General features: G+C 69.4%; 16 protein-coding genes. 8 read left to right on the top strand and 8 right to left on the bottom strand.

What is annotated here, in order from left to right; genetic code table 11:
- Positions 1-82: 82 nt before the first annotated feature.
- Positions 83-1,609 (top strand): glycosyltransferase family 87 protein, encoded by a 1,527-nt coding sequence (locus tag IE124_RS17835; protein WP_189508735.1) that lies wholly within the window; start codon positions 83-85, stop codon positions 1,607-1,609.
- Between the two features lie 15 nt (positions 1,610-1,624).
- On the opposite strand, the gene IE124_RS17830 is transcribed toward IE124_RS17835, so the two are convergent.
- The 3 genes from IE124_RS17830 to IE124_RS17820 all read right to left on the bottom strand — a co-directional run bounded on the left by IE124_RS17830 (position 1,625) and on the right by IE124_RS17820 (position 4,368).
- A complete protein-coding gene (locus IE124_RS17830) occupies positions 1,625-2,656 on the bottom strand; it encodes an alanine racemase (RefSeq protein ID WP_189508734.1) in 1,032 nt (343 codons plus the stop codon).
- Between the two features lie 82 nt (positions 2,657-2,738).
- A complete protein-coding gene (locus tag IE124_RS17825; protein WP_055642437.1) occupies positions 2,739-3,857 on the bottom strand; it encodes a lipid II:glycine glycyltransferase FemX in 1,119 nt (372 codons plus the stop codon).
- A gap of 193 nt (positions 3,858-4,050) precedes the next feature.
- Positions 4,051-4,368, bottom strand: coding sequence for a hypothetical protein (locus IE124_RS17820; protein WP_189508733.1), 318 nt, complete (start codon positions 4,366-4,368; stop codon positions 4,051-4,053).
- A 285-nt stretch (positions 4,369-4,653) separates the two neighbouring features.
- On the opposite strand from IE124_RS17820, the gene rpsF reads away from it, so the two are divergent.
- From rpsF to rplI, 4 genes are all read left to right on the top strand, one after another.
- Entirely contained in the window at positions 4,654-4,944 is a 291-nt protein-coding gene (gene rpsF / locus IE124_RS17815) for a 30S ribosomal protein S6 (protein ID WP_005482942.1), read from the top strand.
- 73 nt (positions 4,945-5,017) lie between these two features.
- Positions 5,018-5,608, top strand: a complete 591-nt coding sequence (locus IE124_RS17810; protein WP_150268223.1) for a single-stranded DNA-binding protein — start codon at positions 5,018-5,020, stop codon at positions 5,606-5,608.
- Positions 5,609-5,666: 58 nt separating this feature from the next.
- Positions 5,667-5,903: a 30S ribosomal protein S18 gene (gene rpsR / locus IE124_RS17805; RefSeq protein ID WP_005315025.1), complete on the top strand. Its 237-nt coding sequence runs from the start codon at positions 5,667-5,669 to the stop codon at positions 5,901-5,903.
- An 18-nt stretch (positions 5,904-5,921) separates the two neighbouring features.
- Positions 5,922-6,368, top strand: coding sequence for a 50S ribosomal protein L9 (rplI, locus tag IE124_RS17800; RefSeq protein WP_056565090.1), 447 nt, complete (start codon positions 5,922-5,924; stop codon positions 6,366-6,368).
- Positions 6,369-6,453: 85 nt separating this feature from the next.
- Here rplI and IE124_RS17795 read toward each other — a convergent pair whose 3' ends face one another.
- Complete coding sequence (locus tag IE124_RS17795; protein WP_189508732.1) at positions 6,454-7,791, bottom strand: MATE family efflux transporter; 1,338 nt, start codon at positions 7,789-7,791, stop codon at positions 6,454-6,456.
- Between the two features lie 424 nt (positions 7,792-8,215).
- Between IE124_RS17795 and dnaB the strand changes: the two genes are divergently transcribed.
- On the top strand, positions 8,216-9,697 hold the full coding sequence (gene dnaB / locus IE124_RS17790) for a replicative DNA helicase (protein ID WP_189508731.1): 1,482 nt from the start codon (positions 8,216-8,218) through the stop codon (positions 9,695-9,697).
- 242 nt (positions 9,698-9,939) lie between these two features.
- On the opposite strand, the gene IE124_RS17785 is transcribed toward dnaB, so the two are convergent.
- On the bottom strand, positions 9,940-10,860 hold the full coding sequence (locus IE124_RS17785; protein WP_189508730.1) for an NAD-dependent epimerase/dehydratase family protein: 921 nt from the start codon (positions 10,858-10,860) through the stop codon (positions 9,940-9,942).
- 80 nt (positions 10,861-10,940) lie between these two features.
- Here IE124_RS17785 and IE124_RS17780 point away from each other — a divergent pair, with 80 nt between their 5' ends.
- Positions 10,941-12,323: a serine hydrolase domain-containing protein gene (locus tag IE124_RS17780; protein WP_189508729.1), complete on the top strand. Its 1,383-nt coding sequence runs from the start codon at positions 10,941-10,943 to the stop codon at positions 12,321-12,323.
- Positions 12,324-12,420: 97 nt separating this feature from the next.
- On the opposite strand, the gene IE124_RS17775 is transcribed toward IE124_RS17780, so the two are convergent.
- The 3 genes from IE124_RS17775 to IE124_RS17765 all read right to left on the bottom strand — a co-directional run bounded on the left by IE124_RS17775 (position 12,421) and on the right by IE124_RS17765 (position 14,384).
- Positions 12,421-12,873 carry a GNAT family N-acetyltransferase gene (locus tag IE124_RS17775; RefSeq protein WP_189508728.1) on the bottom strand — a complete coding sequence of 151 codons (453 nt, stop codon included), beginning with the start codon at positions 12,871-12,873 and terminating at the stop codon, positions 12,421-12,423.
- A 60-nt stretch (positions 12,874-12,933) separates the two neighbouring features.
- Positions 12,934-13,392, bottom strand: coding sequence for a MarR family winged helix-turn-helix transcriptional regulator (locus IE124_RS17770; RefSeq protein ID WP_189508727.1), 459 nt, complete (start codon positions 13,390-13,392; stop codon positions 12,934-12,936).
- A gap of 128 nt (positions 13,393-13,520) precedes the next feature.
- On the bottom strand, positions 13,521-14,384 hold the full coding sequence (locus IE124_RS17765) for a GNAT family N-acetyltransferase (RefSeq protein ID WP_189508726.1): 864 nt from the start codon (positions 14,382-14,384) through the stop codon (positions 13,521-13,523).
- Between the two features lie 101 nt (positions 14,385-14,485).
- Between IE124_RS17765 and IE124_RS17760 the strand changes: the two genes are divergently transcribed.
- Entirely contained in the window at positions 14,486-15,157 is a 672-nt protein-coding gene (locus tag IE124_RS17760) for an HAD family hydrolase (RefSeq protein WP_189508725.1), read from the top strand.
- The last annotated feature ends 74 nt before the right edge of the window (positions 15,158-15,231 follow it).

Raw genomic sequence — 15,231 nt, 5'->3', positions numbered from 1 at the left:
GTCGCGTCCGTCCGTACCTTCGTACGGACCGGACGCGGCGGCCCTCGCCGTTTCGCCAGGGACGTACGGCAGGATGTCCCCCATGCCGAGCCTCCAGAAGACGCGCGAGCCGCAGGACCGGCCGCAGGGCCCGCGGACGGTCATCCCCACCCACCGGGACGAGGTGGCCGCCGCGGGCAGCGAGCTGATCGGCGGTCCCTTCGGCCGTCGTGCCCTGACCGGCCGCGGTCAGTTCACACCGGTGCGGGTGATCGCCCTCGTGGCCATCGGGATGTTCGCCCTCGGCATGGTGCAGAAGCTGCCCTGCTACAACTGGGCCTGGTTCCGGGGGACCACCTCCCAGTACACCCACGCCTGCTACTCGGACATCCCGCACCTCTTCTCCGGACGCGGGTTCGCGGACGGCCTGGTGCCCTACTTCGACCGGCTGACCGGCGACATACCGTTTCTGGAGTACCCCGTCCTGACGGGCCTCTTCATGGAGGTCGCGGCCTGGCTGACCCCCGGCGGCGGCACCATGGACCACCGCGAGCAGACGTTCTGGATGGTCAACGCGGGCATGCTGATGGTCTGCGCGGCCGTCCTCGCGGTCTGCGTGACGCGGACGCACCGGAACCGCCCCTGGGACGGCCTCCTGGTCGCCCTGGCGCCCTCCATCGCGCTCACCGCCACGATCAACTGGGACATACTGGCCGTCGCCCTGACCTCCGCCGCGGTCCTCCTGTGGTCGCGCGGCCGGCCGCTGGGCTTCGGCATCCTGCTCGGCCTCGCCACGGCCGCGAAGTTCTACCCGATACTGCTCCTCGTCCCGCTGCTGCTGCTCTGCTGGCGCGCGGGGAAGTGGCGGGAGTACGGGACGGCCGTGCTCGGTGCGGCCGGCGCGTGGCTGGTCGTGAACCTGCCCGTGATGCTGATGGCGCCCGAGGGGTGGAAGCAGTTCTACCTCTTCAGCCGTGACCGGAACGTCGACTTCGGTTCGGTCTGGCTGCTGGTCAGCCAGCGGACGGGCACCACGATCACGCCCGACAAGGCCAACATGTACGCCCTGCTGCTCATGGTCGTCGCGGTGGTCGCGCTCGGCTTCCTGGCGTTCAGTGCACCCCGCAGGCCCCGCTTCGCCCAACTGGCCTTCCTGGTCGTCGCCGCGTTCGTCCTGACCAACAAGGTCTACTCGCCGCAGTACGTGCTGTGGCTCATCCCGCTCGCGGCCCTCGCCCGGCCGCGCTGGCGCGACTTCCTGATCTGGCAGGCGTGCGAGGTCATGTACTTCCTGGGCATCTGGATGTACCTGGCCTTCATGAACAGCGGAAGCAAGCAGGGACTGCCGGTCGACGGCTACCAGTTCGCGATCGTCCTGCACCTGCTCGGCACGCTGTACCTGTGCGTCATGGTGGTACGGGACATCCTCATGCCCGACAAGGACCCGGTCCGGCAGGACGGCTCGGACGACCCCTCGGGGGGCGTCCTGGACGGCGCGGAGGACGTCTTCGTCACGGGCAGGGCGGCGCATCCGGCCCGGCACGCCGCGCCGGCGGTGGAGGGACCTCGGGTGGAGTGGGGCACCCCCGGGGATTCCGGACCGGCGACGGAACGGGACTCCCGGGGGTGAACGTGCTCGACCGGCTCAGCGCTCCACGAGCCGGTCGAACTGCGTCGTGGTGTGGCGCAGGTGCGCCACCAGCTCGTCGCCGACGCGGGGCTCCTGGGCGTCCGCGGGGACGAACAGGATCGACACCTGCATGTGCGGCGGCTCGGCGAACCAGCGCTGCTTGCCCGCCCAGACGAAGGGCGACAGGTTCCGGTTGACCGTGGCCAGACCGGCCCGTGCGACGCCCTTGGCACGCGGCATGACGCCGTGCATCGCCTTGGGGGCCTCCAGGCCCACGCCGTGCGAGGTGCCGCCGGCGACGACGACCAGCCAGCCGTCCGAAGCGGCCTTCTGCTGGCGGTATCCGAAGCGGTCGCCCTTGGCGACGCGGGTCACGTCGAGGACGGCGCCCCGGTACTCCGTGGCCTCGTGGTCGCCCAGCCACAGCCGGGTGCCGATGCGCGCGCGGAAGCGGGTCTGCGGGAACTGCTGCTGGAGCCGGGCCTGTTCCTCGGCGCGCAGGTGGCTCACGAACATGGTGTGCAGCGGCAGGCGGGCGGCACGCAGCCGGTCCATCCAGGCGATGACCTCCTCGACCGCGTCGGTGCCGTCCGGGCGGTCCAGCGGGAGGTGGAGGGCGAAGCCCTCGAGCCGTACGTCCTCGATGGCGGCGTGGAGCTGCTGGAGCTCGTTCTCGTGGACGCCGTGCCGCTTCATCGAGCTCATGCACTCGATGACGACCCGGGCGCCCACGAGGGCGTGGACGCCGTCCACGGAGGACACGGAGCGGATGACCCGGTCGGGCAGCGGAACCGGTTCCTCACCCCGGCGGAAGGGGGTGAGGACCAGCAGGTCGCCGCTGAACCAGTCCTTGATCCGGGCGGCTTCGTAGGTGGTGCCGACCGCGAGCATGTCGGCGCCGAACCGGGCGGCCTCGTCGGCCAGGCGCTCGTGCCCGAAGCCGTAGCCGTTGCCCTTGCAGACCGGGATCAGACCGGGGAACTGGTCGATGACGGTCTTCTGGTGCGCGCGCCAGCGAGCGGTGTCGACGTAGAGGGAGAGCGCCATGGCCGGCCCGGAACCTTTCTGGTGGCAGCGGTGTATCAAAGATATGTACGAGACTACGGAACCGTCGCCGAAGCGACGCGGTTCAGCGGCGGGACATGTAGATGTCGAGCGCCTTGTGCAGCAGCTTGTTCAGCGGGAAGTCCCACTCGCCGACGTACTCGACGGCCTCGCCGCCCGTGCCCACCTTGAACTGGATGAGGCCGAAGAGGTGGTCGGTCTCGTCGAGCGAGTCGGAGATGCCGCGCAGGTCGTAGACGGTCGCGCCCATCGCGTAGGCGTCGCGCAGCATCCGCCACTGCATCGCGTTCGAGGGCCGGACCTCGCGGCCGATGTTGTCGGAGGCGCCGTAGGAGTACCAGACGTGGCCGCCGACGACGAGCATGGTCGCGGCCGACAGGTTCACGCCGTTGTGGCGCGCGAAGTAGAGCCTCATGCGGTTGGGGTCCTCGTTGTTGAGGACGGTCCACATGCGCTGGAAGTACGAGAGCGGGCGCGGCCGGAAGTGGTCACGGACAGCCGTGATCTCGTAGAGCCGCTGCCACTCGGCCAGGTCCTCGTAGCCGCCCTGGACGACCTCGACGCCTGCCTTCTCGGCCTTCTTGATGTTGCGGCGCCACAGCTGGTTGAAGCCCTTGAGGACGTCGTCGAGCGAGCGGTTCGCGAGCGGGACCTGGAAGACGTAGCGGGGCTGGACGTCGCCGAAGCCGGCGCCGCCGTCCTCGGCCTGCTGCCAGCCCATCTTCCGCAGCCGGTCGGCGACCTCGAAGGCGCGCGGCTCGATGTGGGTGGCCTCGACGTCCTTGAGGCGCTTGACGTCCGGGTCCTGGATGCCGGACTTGATGGCGGCGGCGTCCCAGCGGCGGATGACGACCGGCGGGCCCATCTTCACCGAGAACGCGCCCTGCTGCTTGAGGTGCGCCAGCATCGGCTGCAGCCAGTCGTCGAGGTTCGGCGCGTGCCAGTTGATGACCGGGCCCTCGGGCAGATAGGCCAGGTAGCGCTTGATCTTCGGGAGCTGACGGTAGAGCACCAGGCCGACGCCGACGAGCTCGCCGTTCTTGTCGAACCAACCGAGGTTCTCCGAGCGCCACTCGGTCTTCACATCAGCCCACGCCGGGACCTGGCAGTGGCTCGCAGCGGGCTGGCTCTGGATGAATCCCAGATGCTGCTCACGGCTGATGGTCCTCAGGGTCAGGCTCATGCGGGGCGCTCCTCGGCAGGTGTGTCCCCATCGGTCAGGGGCTCCGGCTCTCGCGCCGAAGCCTACTGTGACCGGGGAGCGCCCCGAATGGGCGTGTGGGCCCTGACGTGCCGCCGGACGTGCCGGTCGCCATGCCGCCGTGCGTGTCGGCCGATGTGCCGCCGGACGTGTCGCGAGCCTGTGCCCGTCGGGCTCAGCCGCTGATGACGCCTCCGAAGAGACCGCCGTGCGCCATGCCGAGGTAGAAGCCGACCCCTGCCAGGCCGAGTCCGACGACCAGCGCGAAGCGCTCGCGGGTCGTCACGGAGATGAACTGTCCGTAGGCCCCGGTCAGGATGCCGATCAGCCCCGACCAGGAACTCAACAGGTGGAGGTCGTAGAACTGCGCGGTGACGAAGGAGAGGATTCCCAGCACCAGCGTCACGCCGAGCAGCGTGTCCTGGAGGGGGTGGGGCTTGCCGTCGGTCGCGAAGAGGGAGTGGCCGGGGTCGGGTCGCATTGCCTGTGCCATGGGGCACCTCCTGGCGTGCCTGCCGGACGGCGGCGCATCTTAGCGCCGCCGACATCCGATGTGTACAGATTGCGTCCCCTCACCGGTGAATTTCAACCGCAGGCAGATGTGCGGGTACTCTGTACGATCTGCACCGGTGTCTGCCCAGGTCCGTCCTGGATCCCGACGGTGCCCCTCGTTCGTCGAGGGGGATTGTCAGTGGCGGCCGATACCGTTGCTTACGCATCACGACCCTCCTGCCACGGAACGACCGTGGCCGCTGAGTCCAAAGGAGGTGGGTTCCACATGCGTCACTACGAGGTGATGGTCATCCTCGACCCCGATCTGGAGGAGCGCGCTGTCGCCCCCCTGATCGAGAACTTCCTCTCCGTCGTCCGTGAGGGCAACGGAAAGGTCGAGAAGGTCGACACCTGGGGCCGTCGTCGTCTCTCGTACGAGATCAAGAAGAAGCCCGAGGGCATCTACTCGGTCATCGACCTGCAGGCCGAGCCTGCGGTCGTCAAGGAGCTCGACCGCCAGATGAACCTGAACGAGTCGGTCCTCCGGACCAAGGTCCTCCGCCCCGAGACCCACTGAGCTTCTAGCTCAGAGGTCATCGGGTTCGAGTAGCTACAAGCAGCCAGAAGCAATCCCGCCGAGAGGTTCCCCCATGGCAGGCGAGACCGTCATCACGGTCGTCGGCAATCTTGTCGACGACCCCGAGCTGCGCTTCACCCCGTCCGGTGCGGCGGTCGCGAAGTTCCGTATCGCGTCCACCCCCCGCACCTTCGACCGTCAGACCAACGAGTGGAAGGACGGCGAGAGCCTCTTCCTCACGTGCTCGGTCTGGCGTCAGGCGGCGGAGAACGTCGCCGAGTCGCTTCAGCGAGGCATGCGCGTCGTCGTGCAGGGTCGGCTGAAGCAGCGGTCCTACGAGGACCGTGAGGGCGTCAAGCGCACGGTCTACGAGCTGGATGTCGAGGAAGTCGGCCCCAGCCTCAAGAACGCCACGGCCAAGGTCACCAAGACCACTGGTCGCGGTGGTCAGGGCGGCTACGGCGGCGGTGGCCAGCAGCAGGGCGGCGGCAGCTGGGGTGGAAACTCCGGCGGCGGTGCCCCGCAGGGCGGTGGCGGTGCTCCCGCCGACGACCCGTGGGCGACCGGCGCTCCTTCCGGCGGTTCCGGCGGCCAGCAGGGCGGCGGAGGCGGCGGCTGGGGTGGGAACTCCGGCGGCGGCTACTCGGACGAGCCTCCCTTCTAGGGCACGCGCCCTCGAAGCAGCTCGTATCCCCACTTCTTGATCACACAGGAGAAACACCATGGCGAAGCCGCCTGTGCGCAAGCCTAAGAAGAAGGTCTGCGCGTTCTGCAAGGACAAGACCGCGTACGTGGACTACAAGGACACGAACATGCTGCGGAAGTTCATTTCCGACCGCGGCAAGATCCGTGCCCGCCGCGTCACCGGCAACTGCACGCAGCACCAGCGTGACGTCGCCACGGCCGTCAAGAACAGCCGTGAGATGGCGCTGCTGCCCTACACGTCCACCGCGCGATAAGGAAAGGGTGACCGAAAAATGAAGATCATCCTGACCCACGAGGTCTCTGGCCTCGGCGCCGCCGGCGATGTCGTCGACGTCAAGGACGGCTACGCTCGCAACTACCTGGTCCCGCGTGGTTTCGCGATCCGCTGGACCAAGGGTGGCGAGAAGGACGTGGCGCAGATCCGCCGCGCCCGCAAGATCCACGAGATCGCGACCATCGAGCAGGCCAACGAGATCAAGGCCCAGCTCGAGGGCACGAAGGTGCGCCTGGCCGTTCGCTCCGGCGACGCCGGCCGTCTCTTCGGCTCCGTGACCCCGGCCGACATCGCCTCGGCGATCAAGTCCGCGGGTGGCCCCGACGTCGACAAGCGTCGCGTCGAGCTCGGTTCGCCGATCAAGACCCTGGGCTCGCACCAGGTGTCCGTGCGTCTGCACGCCGATGTCGCCGCGAAGCTCGGCGTCGAGATCGTCGCCGCGTAACGCTGCCCTTGGCAGTCTGCGCTCAGCAGTGAAGAAGGGCCGCACCCCGAGGGGTGCGGCCCTTCCGCTGTTTCACGTGAAACGCTCAGCGCGTGGCGCCCGTGACGATCCAGCGGCCGGAGCGCGAGCGCAGCCAGAGCGTGACCATCCGGACCGTCATCATCAAGGTCATCGCCCACCAGAGGGCGGTCAGCCCGCCACCGAGCACCGGGACGAGCAGGGCGACCGGAGCGAAGACCGCGAGGGTCAGCAGCATGGCCCAGGCCAGATAGGGTCCGTCGCCCGCACCCATGAGGACACCGTCGAGGACGAAGACGACACCCGAGATCGGCTGGGACAGCGCGACCACCAGGAGGGCGGGGAGCAGGGTGTCCTGGACGGTGGTGTCGCTCGTGAAGAGCGGGACGAACAGGGGGCGGGCGACGATGAGGAGTGCGCCGAGCACCACTCCCGAGGCCACGCCCCACTGGACCATACGGCGGCAGACCTGGCGTGCCCCCTCGGCGTCGTTCGCGCCGAGATAGCGGCCGATGATGGCCTGGCCCGCGATGGCGATCGCATCGAGCGCGAAGGCCATGAGGCTCCAGAGGGACAGGATGATCTGGTGGGCGGCGACCTCGGCATCACCCATCCGGGCCGCGACGGCGGTGGCGATCATCAGGACGGCACGGAGCGAGAGCGTACGGACCAGAAGCGGGACGCCGGCCTGGGCGGAGGCGCGGATGCCGGCGGCGTCGGGGCGCAGGGAGGCGCCGTGGCGCCGGGCACCTCGTACGACCACGATGAGGTAGGCGACGGCCATGCCGCACTGGGCGATGACCGTGCCCCAGGCCGAGCCGGCGATCCCGAGGCCGGCGCCGTAGACCAGTCCGAGATTCAGCGCCCCGTTCACGGCGAAGCCCCCGATGGCCACGTAGAGCGGTGTACGGGTGTCCTGGAGGCCCCGCAGGACACCGGTGGCGGCGAGGACCACGAGCATGGCGGGGATGCCGAGGCTGGAGATCCGGAGATAGGTCACGGCATAGGGGGCGGCCGTGTCGGAGGCGCCGAAGAGATCGATGAGCCAGGGCGCCGTGGGCAGGGTCAGAGCGACGACGGCGGCGCCGAGGAGGAGGGCGAGCCAGATGCCGTCCATGCCCTGGCGGATGGCGGCCTGGATGTCGCCCGCGCCGACGCGTCGGGCGACGGCCGCCGTGGTTGCGTAGGCGAGGAAGACGAAGACGCTGACGGCGGTGGACAGCAGGGCGGCGGCGATCGCGAGACCCGCGAGTTGGGGGGTGCCGAGGTGGCCGACGATGGCGCTGTCGACCATGAGGAAGAGCGGCTCGGCGACGAGAGCACCGAAGGCCGGCAGGGCGAGGGAGACGATCTCGCGGTCGTGCTGTCGGCGGACGGCCTTGGAGGTCGCGGGGGCCTGGGTCATGCGGTCAATCTAATCTTCCACAGGTAAGAGACGCAATGCTTGATAGACCATTACTTTGTGATGGTGCGGGGCTTCGGGTGTGGGCCGTTTGTTCTGATCTTGGCCTGGGTGGAGAAGTTTTTCTCCCCCACAGGCCGTGGATGGAAAAACTGCAGGTCAAATGGGTGGGCATGGGGGTGTTATGAGTTTGTCCACATGGCTGTCCCCCGCTCCGTGCACAGGATCCGGGGAGTTCTCCACAGCATCTGGCCGTTCACCCACAGGCCCTGTGGATAACCAGATTGGCTGACGCTCCTCGCGGGCCTACCGTGGTCCGGCGCCCGACGCGCCAGCAGCGGTCGCAAAGCCACTCTTTGATCAAGGCCGTGGCGTAAGAAAGAGTGGCACGGCGAAGTCCGCGGAGCGGACGGGAGGAGGTGGCTTGGTGAGCGTTTCCGAGCCCATGGACGACCCTTGGGCCGACAGCGGACCGAGCGACCGGCTGCCCACCCGGACCCGAGGAGAAGGGCGCGGCCGGGGCCGCGGGCGCGACGACCAGCACGAGCGTGGCAACGACGGCCCGTGGGACGGCGGACTCAACGGCTTCGAGCGGGTCCCCCCGCAGGATCTCGACGCCGAGCAGTCCGTCCTCGGCGGCATGCTGCTCTCCAAGGACGCCATCGCGGACGTCGTGGAGATCATCAAGGGCAACGACTTCTACAAGCCCGCCCATGAGACCGTCTACGCCGCGATCCTCGACCTCTACGCCAAGGGCGAGCCGGCCGACCCCATCACCGTCGGCGCCGAACTCACCAAGCGCGGTGAGATCACCCGCGTCGGCGGCGCCTCCTACCTCCACACCCTGGTCCAGTCGGTCCCGACCGCGGCCAACGCCTCGTACTACGCCGAGATCGTCCACGAGCGCGCCGTCCTGCGCCGCCTTGTGGAGGCCGGCACCAAGATCACGCAGATGGGCTACGCGGCCGACGGAGACGTCGACGAGATCGTGAACTCGGCGCAGGCCGAGATCTACGCGGTCACCGAGCAGCGCACCACCGAGGACTACCTGCCACTCGGCGACATCATGGAGGGGGCCCTCGACGAGATCGAGGCGATCGGCTCCCGCAGCGGTGAGATGACGGGTGTGCCGACCGGCTTCACCGACCTCGACTCGCTCACCAACGGACTCCACCCGGGCCAGATGATCATCATCGCGGCCCGTCCCGCCATGGGTAAGTCGACCCTCGCCCTGGACTTCGCCCGGGCGGCCTCCATCAAGCACAACCTCCCCAGCGTCATCTTCTCCCTCGAAATGGGCCGCAACGAGATCGCGATGCGTCTGCTCTCGGCGGAGGCCCGGGTCGCGCTCCACCACATGCGCTCCGGCACGATGACCGACGAGGACTGGACGCGGCTCGCCCGTCGTATGCCCGACGTCTCCCAGGCGCCCCTGTACATCGACGACTCCCCGAACCTGTCGATGATGGAGATCCGCGCCAAGTGCCGTCGGCTCAAGCAGCGCAACGGCCTCAAGCTCGTGATCATCGACTACCTGCAGCTGATGCAGTCGGGTGGCTCCAAGCGGCAGGAGAGCCGCCAGCAGGAAGTCTCCGACATGTCGCGAAACCTCAAGCTCCTCGCCAAGGAGCTGGAGCTGCCCGTGATCGCGCTCTCCCAGCTGAACCGTGGTCCCGAGCAGCGCACCGACAAGAAGCCGATGGTCTCCGACCTGCGTGAGTCCGGCTCGATCGAGCAGGACGCCGACATGGTGATCCTGCTGCACCGTGAGGACGCCTACGAGAAGGAGTCCCCCCGGGCCGGCGAGGCGGACATCATCGTGGGCAAGCACCGAAACGGCCCGACGGCGACGATCACCGTCGCCTTCCAGGGCCACTACTCGCGCTTCGTGGACATGGCCCAGACCTGACCGGAGGGCGGGGGCCACCTGGGCGTCCGCCGCTGTCGTGCCTCCGCGCTTCCGCTGCTTCTGCTGCCGTCGTGTCTGGGGCGGCTTCCCTTTGCCCTGCACTTCGAGAGGGGGCAGATCCAGTAGCGCGGCCTGCCGCCCTACTGGGGGACCGATCACCATCGCGCTCGCGATCGTCTACTACCGCCGCCGGACCCGCGCCGTCGCCGGATGAGGCCGGTGAGCGGGGCGGGGTGCTCGCCTCAGACGGCCGCGGGGCGGGCGGAGGCGAGGGACCGTACTCCTGCCAGGCTGTCGTCGTGGGTGGGCGACCAGCCCAGTTCCCGTTCGGCCTTGCTCGCGTCCAGGCGCAGCTGGGAGGTCATGCCCGTGTGGGCCAGGGGAGCCGGCTTCAGCAGCCAGAGGGGGACCCGCAGGGGCTTGGGGGCGCCGAAGGCCGCGGCGACCTCCTGGACGTGTCGGCCGAAGGGGAGCGGGGTGCGGTCGGCGATGTTGTAGGCCTGGCCCGGGGTGCCGGTCTCGACGGCGAGGACGACCGCCCGTGCCGCGTCGTCGACGTCCACCCAGGAGAGGGCGCGCCCGTGGTCGGCGACCACGGGCAGGGAGCGCTTGCGCAGGAGGGGGAGCACGTCGGTGTTGGTGACCCCCGCGCCGTAGAAGAAGCCGAAGCGCAGGCTGATCGCCTCCAGTCCCTCCGTGGTGAACGCCAAGAGCTCCTTGGCGCGCATGGCGCCGACGTGGCGCTCCAGCCAGGCGTTGGTGCCGCGCGGGCCGAAGGGGGTGCTCTCCTCGGTGATGAGGCCGGTGCCGTGGTCCCCGTATCCGTAGCCGAACATCATCGACTCGACCACGAACCGGCGGGCACCGGTCGCGCGGGCGGCGGCGAGCAGGTTCTCGGTGCCGCGCGTCCGTAGGGCGTTGGTCGGCACCATGTGCTGGTGACGTGCCATCGACTCGCCCTTGAACGCGGTCGCGGCGTGGACGACGGCGTCGAAGGCGAGCCCGTGCACGGCCCTCAGAACCGCATCGGCGTCCAGGAGGTCGGCGCGCAACGTGTTCGTGGCGCCCCGCCCGAGCCCTGCGACCTCGTGTCCGGCAGCGGTCAGCTGCCGGGTGGCGCTCCGGCCCAGTGCGCCGCTCGCTCCTGCCAGCAGAACCTTCATGCCCGTGCTCCTCCCGCTCCGGTGATGATCAGTGGACGGATCGGGAAGCTTCGGATGTGACATCGCGTTGGATGGGATCTATGACGACAACTTTCGAAGCCTTGTTGCCGGGCACGGAGCGAGCACTGCTGCACCGCGTGGCGGTCGCCCAGTCCGAGGGGCGTTCGCCCTCGTTCGTCGGGGCGGTGGTCCGTGACGGAGCGATGGTGTGGAGCGGTTCGCGTAGCTGTGTGGACGGGCACGCGCCCGATGCCGACACGCAGTTCAGGATCGGCTCCCTCACCAAGGTCTTCACCGCAGTGCTGGTGATGCGACTCCGGGACGAGGGTCTGCTCGGCCTCGACGATCCGCTGGAGCGCCACCTCAAGGGAACGGGCGTCGGCGAGGTGACGATCGCTCAGCTCCTCGGGCACAGCGGTGGGCTCGCGGCCGAGACGCCCGGTCAGTGGTGGGAACGGTCTTCCGCGGCACTGCGGCCGGAGCTCTCCGACGTGCTGGGGGAGCGGCCCTCCCTCCGGACCGCCGGGCGCGGTTTCCACTACTCCAACCCCGGCTACACACTGCTCGGTTCACTCGTCGAGGAGGTCCGGGGAGTTTCTTGGGCGGAGGCGCTGCGGAGCGAAATCCTGGAGCCGTTGGGGATGGGGCGTACGACGCTCGACCCGGTCGCCCCGCATGCGGGCGGCTGGGCGGTGCACCCCTGGGCCGATGTGATGCTCCCCGAACCGTCGGTGGATCTGGGGCTGATGGCGCCGGCCGGTCAGCTGTGGTCGACGGCCGAGGACCTGGCCCGGTTCGCCGCGTTCCTCGCGGCGGGCGACGAGCGCGTCCTCGCGTCCGCTTCCGTGGAGGAGATGCGGGCTCCGGCGTCCCCCGCCGGTGAGGGGGACTGGGAGGGGAGCTACGGGCTCGGCCTCCAGCTGCTGCGCAAGGGCGGCCGGACCCTGATCGGGCACACCGGCTCACTGCCGGGCTTCGTGGCCTGCCTCTGGGTGAGCGTCGAGGACGGCCTGGCGGGGATCGCCCTCGCCAATGCCACGTCCGGGCCGCTGACGGCGGCCGTGGCGGCCGATCTCGTCCAGATCGTGGCGGACGCCGAGCCGAGGTTCCCGGAGCCCTGGCGCCCGCTTCCGGAGGCCGAGGTCGACGAGGAGCTGCTGTCGCTGACGGGGCCCTGGTACTGGGGCACCTACTCGTACGGGCTCCGGCTCGGGCCCGAGCGGTCCGTGGTGCTGGAGCCGCTGCGGGGAGCCGGGCGGCGGGCGAGTTTCCGGGCGCTGCCCGAGGGCGGCTGGGTCGGGCTCAATGGCTACTACGCGGGCGAGACGCTCCGGGTGGTGCGGCGCCCCGACGGCAGTGTGAGCCATCTCGACCTGGCGTCCTTCGTCTTCACCCGCGAGCCGTACGAGCCGGGGGACGCGGTACCGGGCGGGGTGGACGAGGCGGGCTGGCGCGGCCTCTGAGCCGTCCGTCCGCTCGCTGCCTCTGGGATCCCCGCCTCGTGTTTCACGTGAAACACGAGGCGGGTCCTCGCTTGGCGCGCTGTTCGTCCCAGGGGCCTCAGAGGACCTTCTTGAACCCCACGTGAGAGGCCTCGAAGCCGAGCCGCTCGTAGAAGCGGTGGGCATCGGTGCGCGTGACGTCGGAGGTCAGCTGGACCAGTCCGCAGTTCTGGCGACCGGACTCCTCGACGGCCCACTCGATGAGCTGGGTGCCGAGTCCGCTGCCGCGCTCATCGGCGTGGATGCGGACGCCTTCGATGATCGAGCGGGTGGTGCCCTTGCGGGAGAGCCCGGGGATCACTGTCAGCTGGAGCGTCCCGACGACCTTCTCTCCACGGGCCGCCACGACGACGTGCTGGTGGGGATCGTTCGCGAGGCGCTCGAAGGCGGCGAGGTACGGGGAGAGGTCGTCCGGGGACTCGCGCTGCGCACCCAGCGCATCGTCGGCGAGCATCGCCACGATGGCCGGGAGGTCGGCGGTGACGGCGGGGCGTATCTCAAGATCGCTCATGCTCGCAGCGTACGCATGCTCCTGTTCGGCCGCCGCCCCCGCCGCCGGCCTTCCTGCGGCTCAGACGGTGACGCCCACGCCCTCGACGACCTGGACCAGCGGGGCCAGCTCGGGGTTCTTCGCCGCTTCGTCGAGGGCCTCGCGGAGCGCGCTGTCGTTGGTGGGACGGGCCTCTTCAAGGAGCTTCTGGCCGGCCTCGGTCACATCGGTGTAGATGCCCCGCCGGTCGGTGGCGCAGAGGTACCGCGTGAGGAGGCCGCGGTCCTCGAGCCGGGTGACGAGCCGGGTGGTGGCGCTCTGGCTCAGGACGACGGCGTCGGCGACCTGCTTCATCTGGAGGTGGCCGCCCGGGCCGCTGTGCTGGCGGCTGAGGACGTCGAGGAGGGAGTACTCGCGGACGCTCAGGCCGTGCCGGCTCTCCAGGGCACGCTCGATGTGCGACTCGATCCGGCCGTGCAGCAGGGAGAGGGCGCACCAGCGCTGGGCGAGCGCGGTCAGTGCGGGGTCCGTCGCGGTCATGATCTCTCCTCGGTCTCCTCGGCGCCGGAGCGGCTCACGAAACCAGGGTAGACGATGCAGCGCAATAATGCGCGTGTGCAAGTAAATCTTCCCGGGTGCCGCCGGGGTGTCACCGGCGGAGCCGGCGGTCAGCCCGCCGCGACGGTCAGCGGAGCGAAGCGCCGTTGCCAGTCGCCGGGGAGGTCCGGGAGCGAGCGGACCATCACCGCGTTGGTGGCGACCGAGTCGATGCCGTTCTCCTTCGCCCAGCTCAGCAGTGTCGTGTGACGCTCGTCGATGTCCGTGCGCAGCGGCCGGTCGGTGGCAGCGGCCAGGGAAGCGATCAGTGCCTGGGCCGTGGCCGGGTCCTTGGCGATCAGCGGCCCGACGACATGCGTGTCCATGTTGGGCCAGGCCGCCGCGAAGCCGGTGATCTCGCCGTTCTCCTCCGCGACCCGCAGATGGTCCGCGAATGCGGGCAGCCGGGTCAGGATGTGCGTGCGGTCGAGGCCGAAGACCTCGCGGTCCAGGCGCAGGATCGCCTGGAGGTCCTCGGCGGTCGCCGGGCGGACGGGGACTTCCGGAGCAGGTGTGGTGAAGCTGAACCGGCCGCGCACCATCTCGGACCGGTTCGTCTCGGTGAACCCCAGCTGCTCGTACAGCGGCTGTCCGTTGGGGGTGGCGTACAGGGTGACGGGTGTGTCGCCGGCCTCGGCCAGGACGTGCTGCATGAGTCGGCGTCCCACGCCTTGGCGGGCGTACGGCTCGGCGACGAGCACCATGCCGATCGCGGCGAGCTCCGGGCCGTACGAGGTGACCACACAGCAGGTGATCAGCCCCGTGCCGGACGGGTCGTCGATGCCGTATCCGGTGCCCGCGGTGAGCAGATGACCCCACTTGTGCTCTTCTCGCGGCCACTTCCTGTTCTCGGAGAGGTCGGCGCAGCTGAGGAGGTCGTTTGTGGTGAGGCGCCGGATGGGGAGCTGAGCGAGAACTGAGGGGGAAGTCGGCATGCCTTTCAGGCTGACCGAATCGGTGATCGTCCGTCCACCGGTTTACGAGATCCAGCCTTTTGCCTGGGGAGGCGTTGATTCCACGTCGTGCGATGCGGACGATGTTTCACGTGAAACCGAGTGAATCCGGGGAATCCCGGCAGGGCAGACTGCACCTCTTCGACCTCGACGGCACGCTGATCAGGGGTTCGGCCGCCGCTGTGGAGATCTCCCGGCAGCTGGGTCTCCTGGAGGAGATCACCGCGCTGGAGGAGGGGTTTCTGCGGGGGCTCACTCCGGACGAGTTCGCGGTGCGCGCCCGTGACCTCTGGTCCACGCTCACCCCGGAGCAGGTCGATGCCGCCTTCCAGGGCGCGCCCTGGCTGACGGGCATCCGCGAGGTCTGGGCCGACATCAAGGCCCGGGGCGAGCGCTGTGCGGTCATCTCCCTCTCGCCCGACTTCTTCGTCGAGCGCCTGCTCGACTGGGGCGTCGACACGGTGCACGGTTCACGCTGGCCGGCCGTCCCCTTCACCGAGCCGATCCACCGGCCGGGCATCCTCGACGCGGCGGCGAAGGTGCGGATCGCTCGGGAGCTTTGCGTGGAGTACGGGGTGGGGTGGTCCGACTGCGTGGCCTACGGGGACTCGATGTCCGACGCCGAGCTCTTCGCGATCGTGCGGGACACCGTGGCCGTGAACGCGGACCATCACCTCGCCGGGATCTCCCGCCACAGCTACTCCGGAGGAGACCTGGGCGAGGCCTACGACCTGGTCCGAAACAGCGCAGCTTAGCCAGAAACCCGGCCCTATGTCCCGAGAACGCCGCTTTCCGTCCGAAGCGGTGCCAGGAGCGGTCATGCTGCGGG

This window comes from Streptomyces narbonensis (assembly GCF_014649015.1).
Taxonomy (GTDB): domain Bacteria; phylum Actinomycetota; class Actinomycetes; order Streptomycetales; family Streptomycetaceae; genus Streptomyces; species Streptomyces narbonensis.
This window is presented reverse-complemented; position numbering and strand designations above follow the sequence as displayed.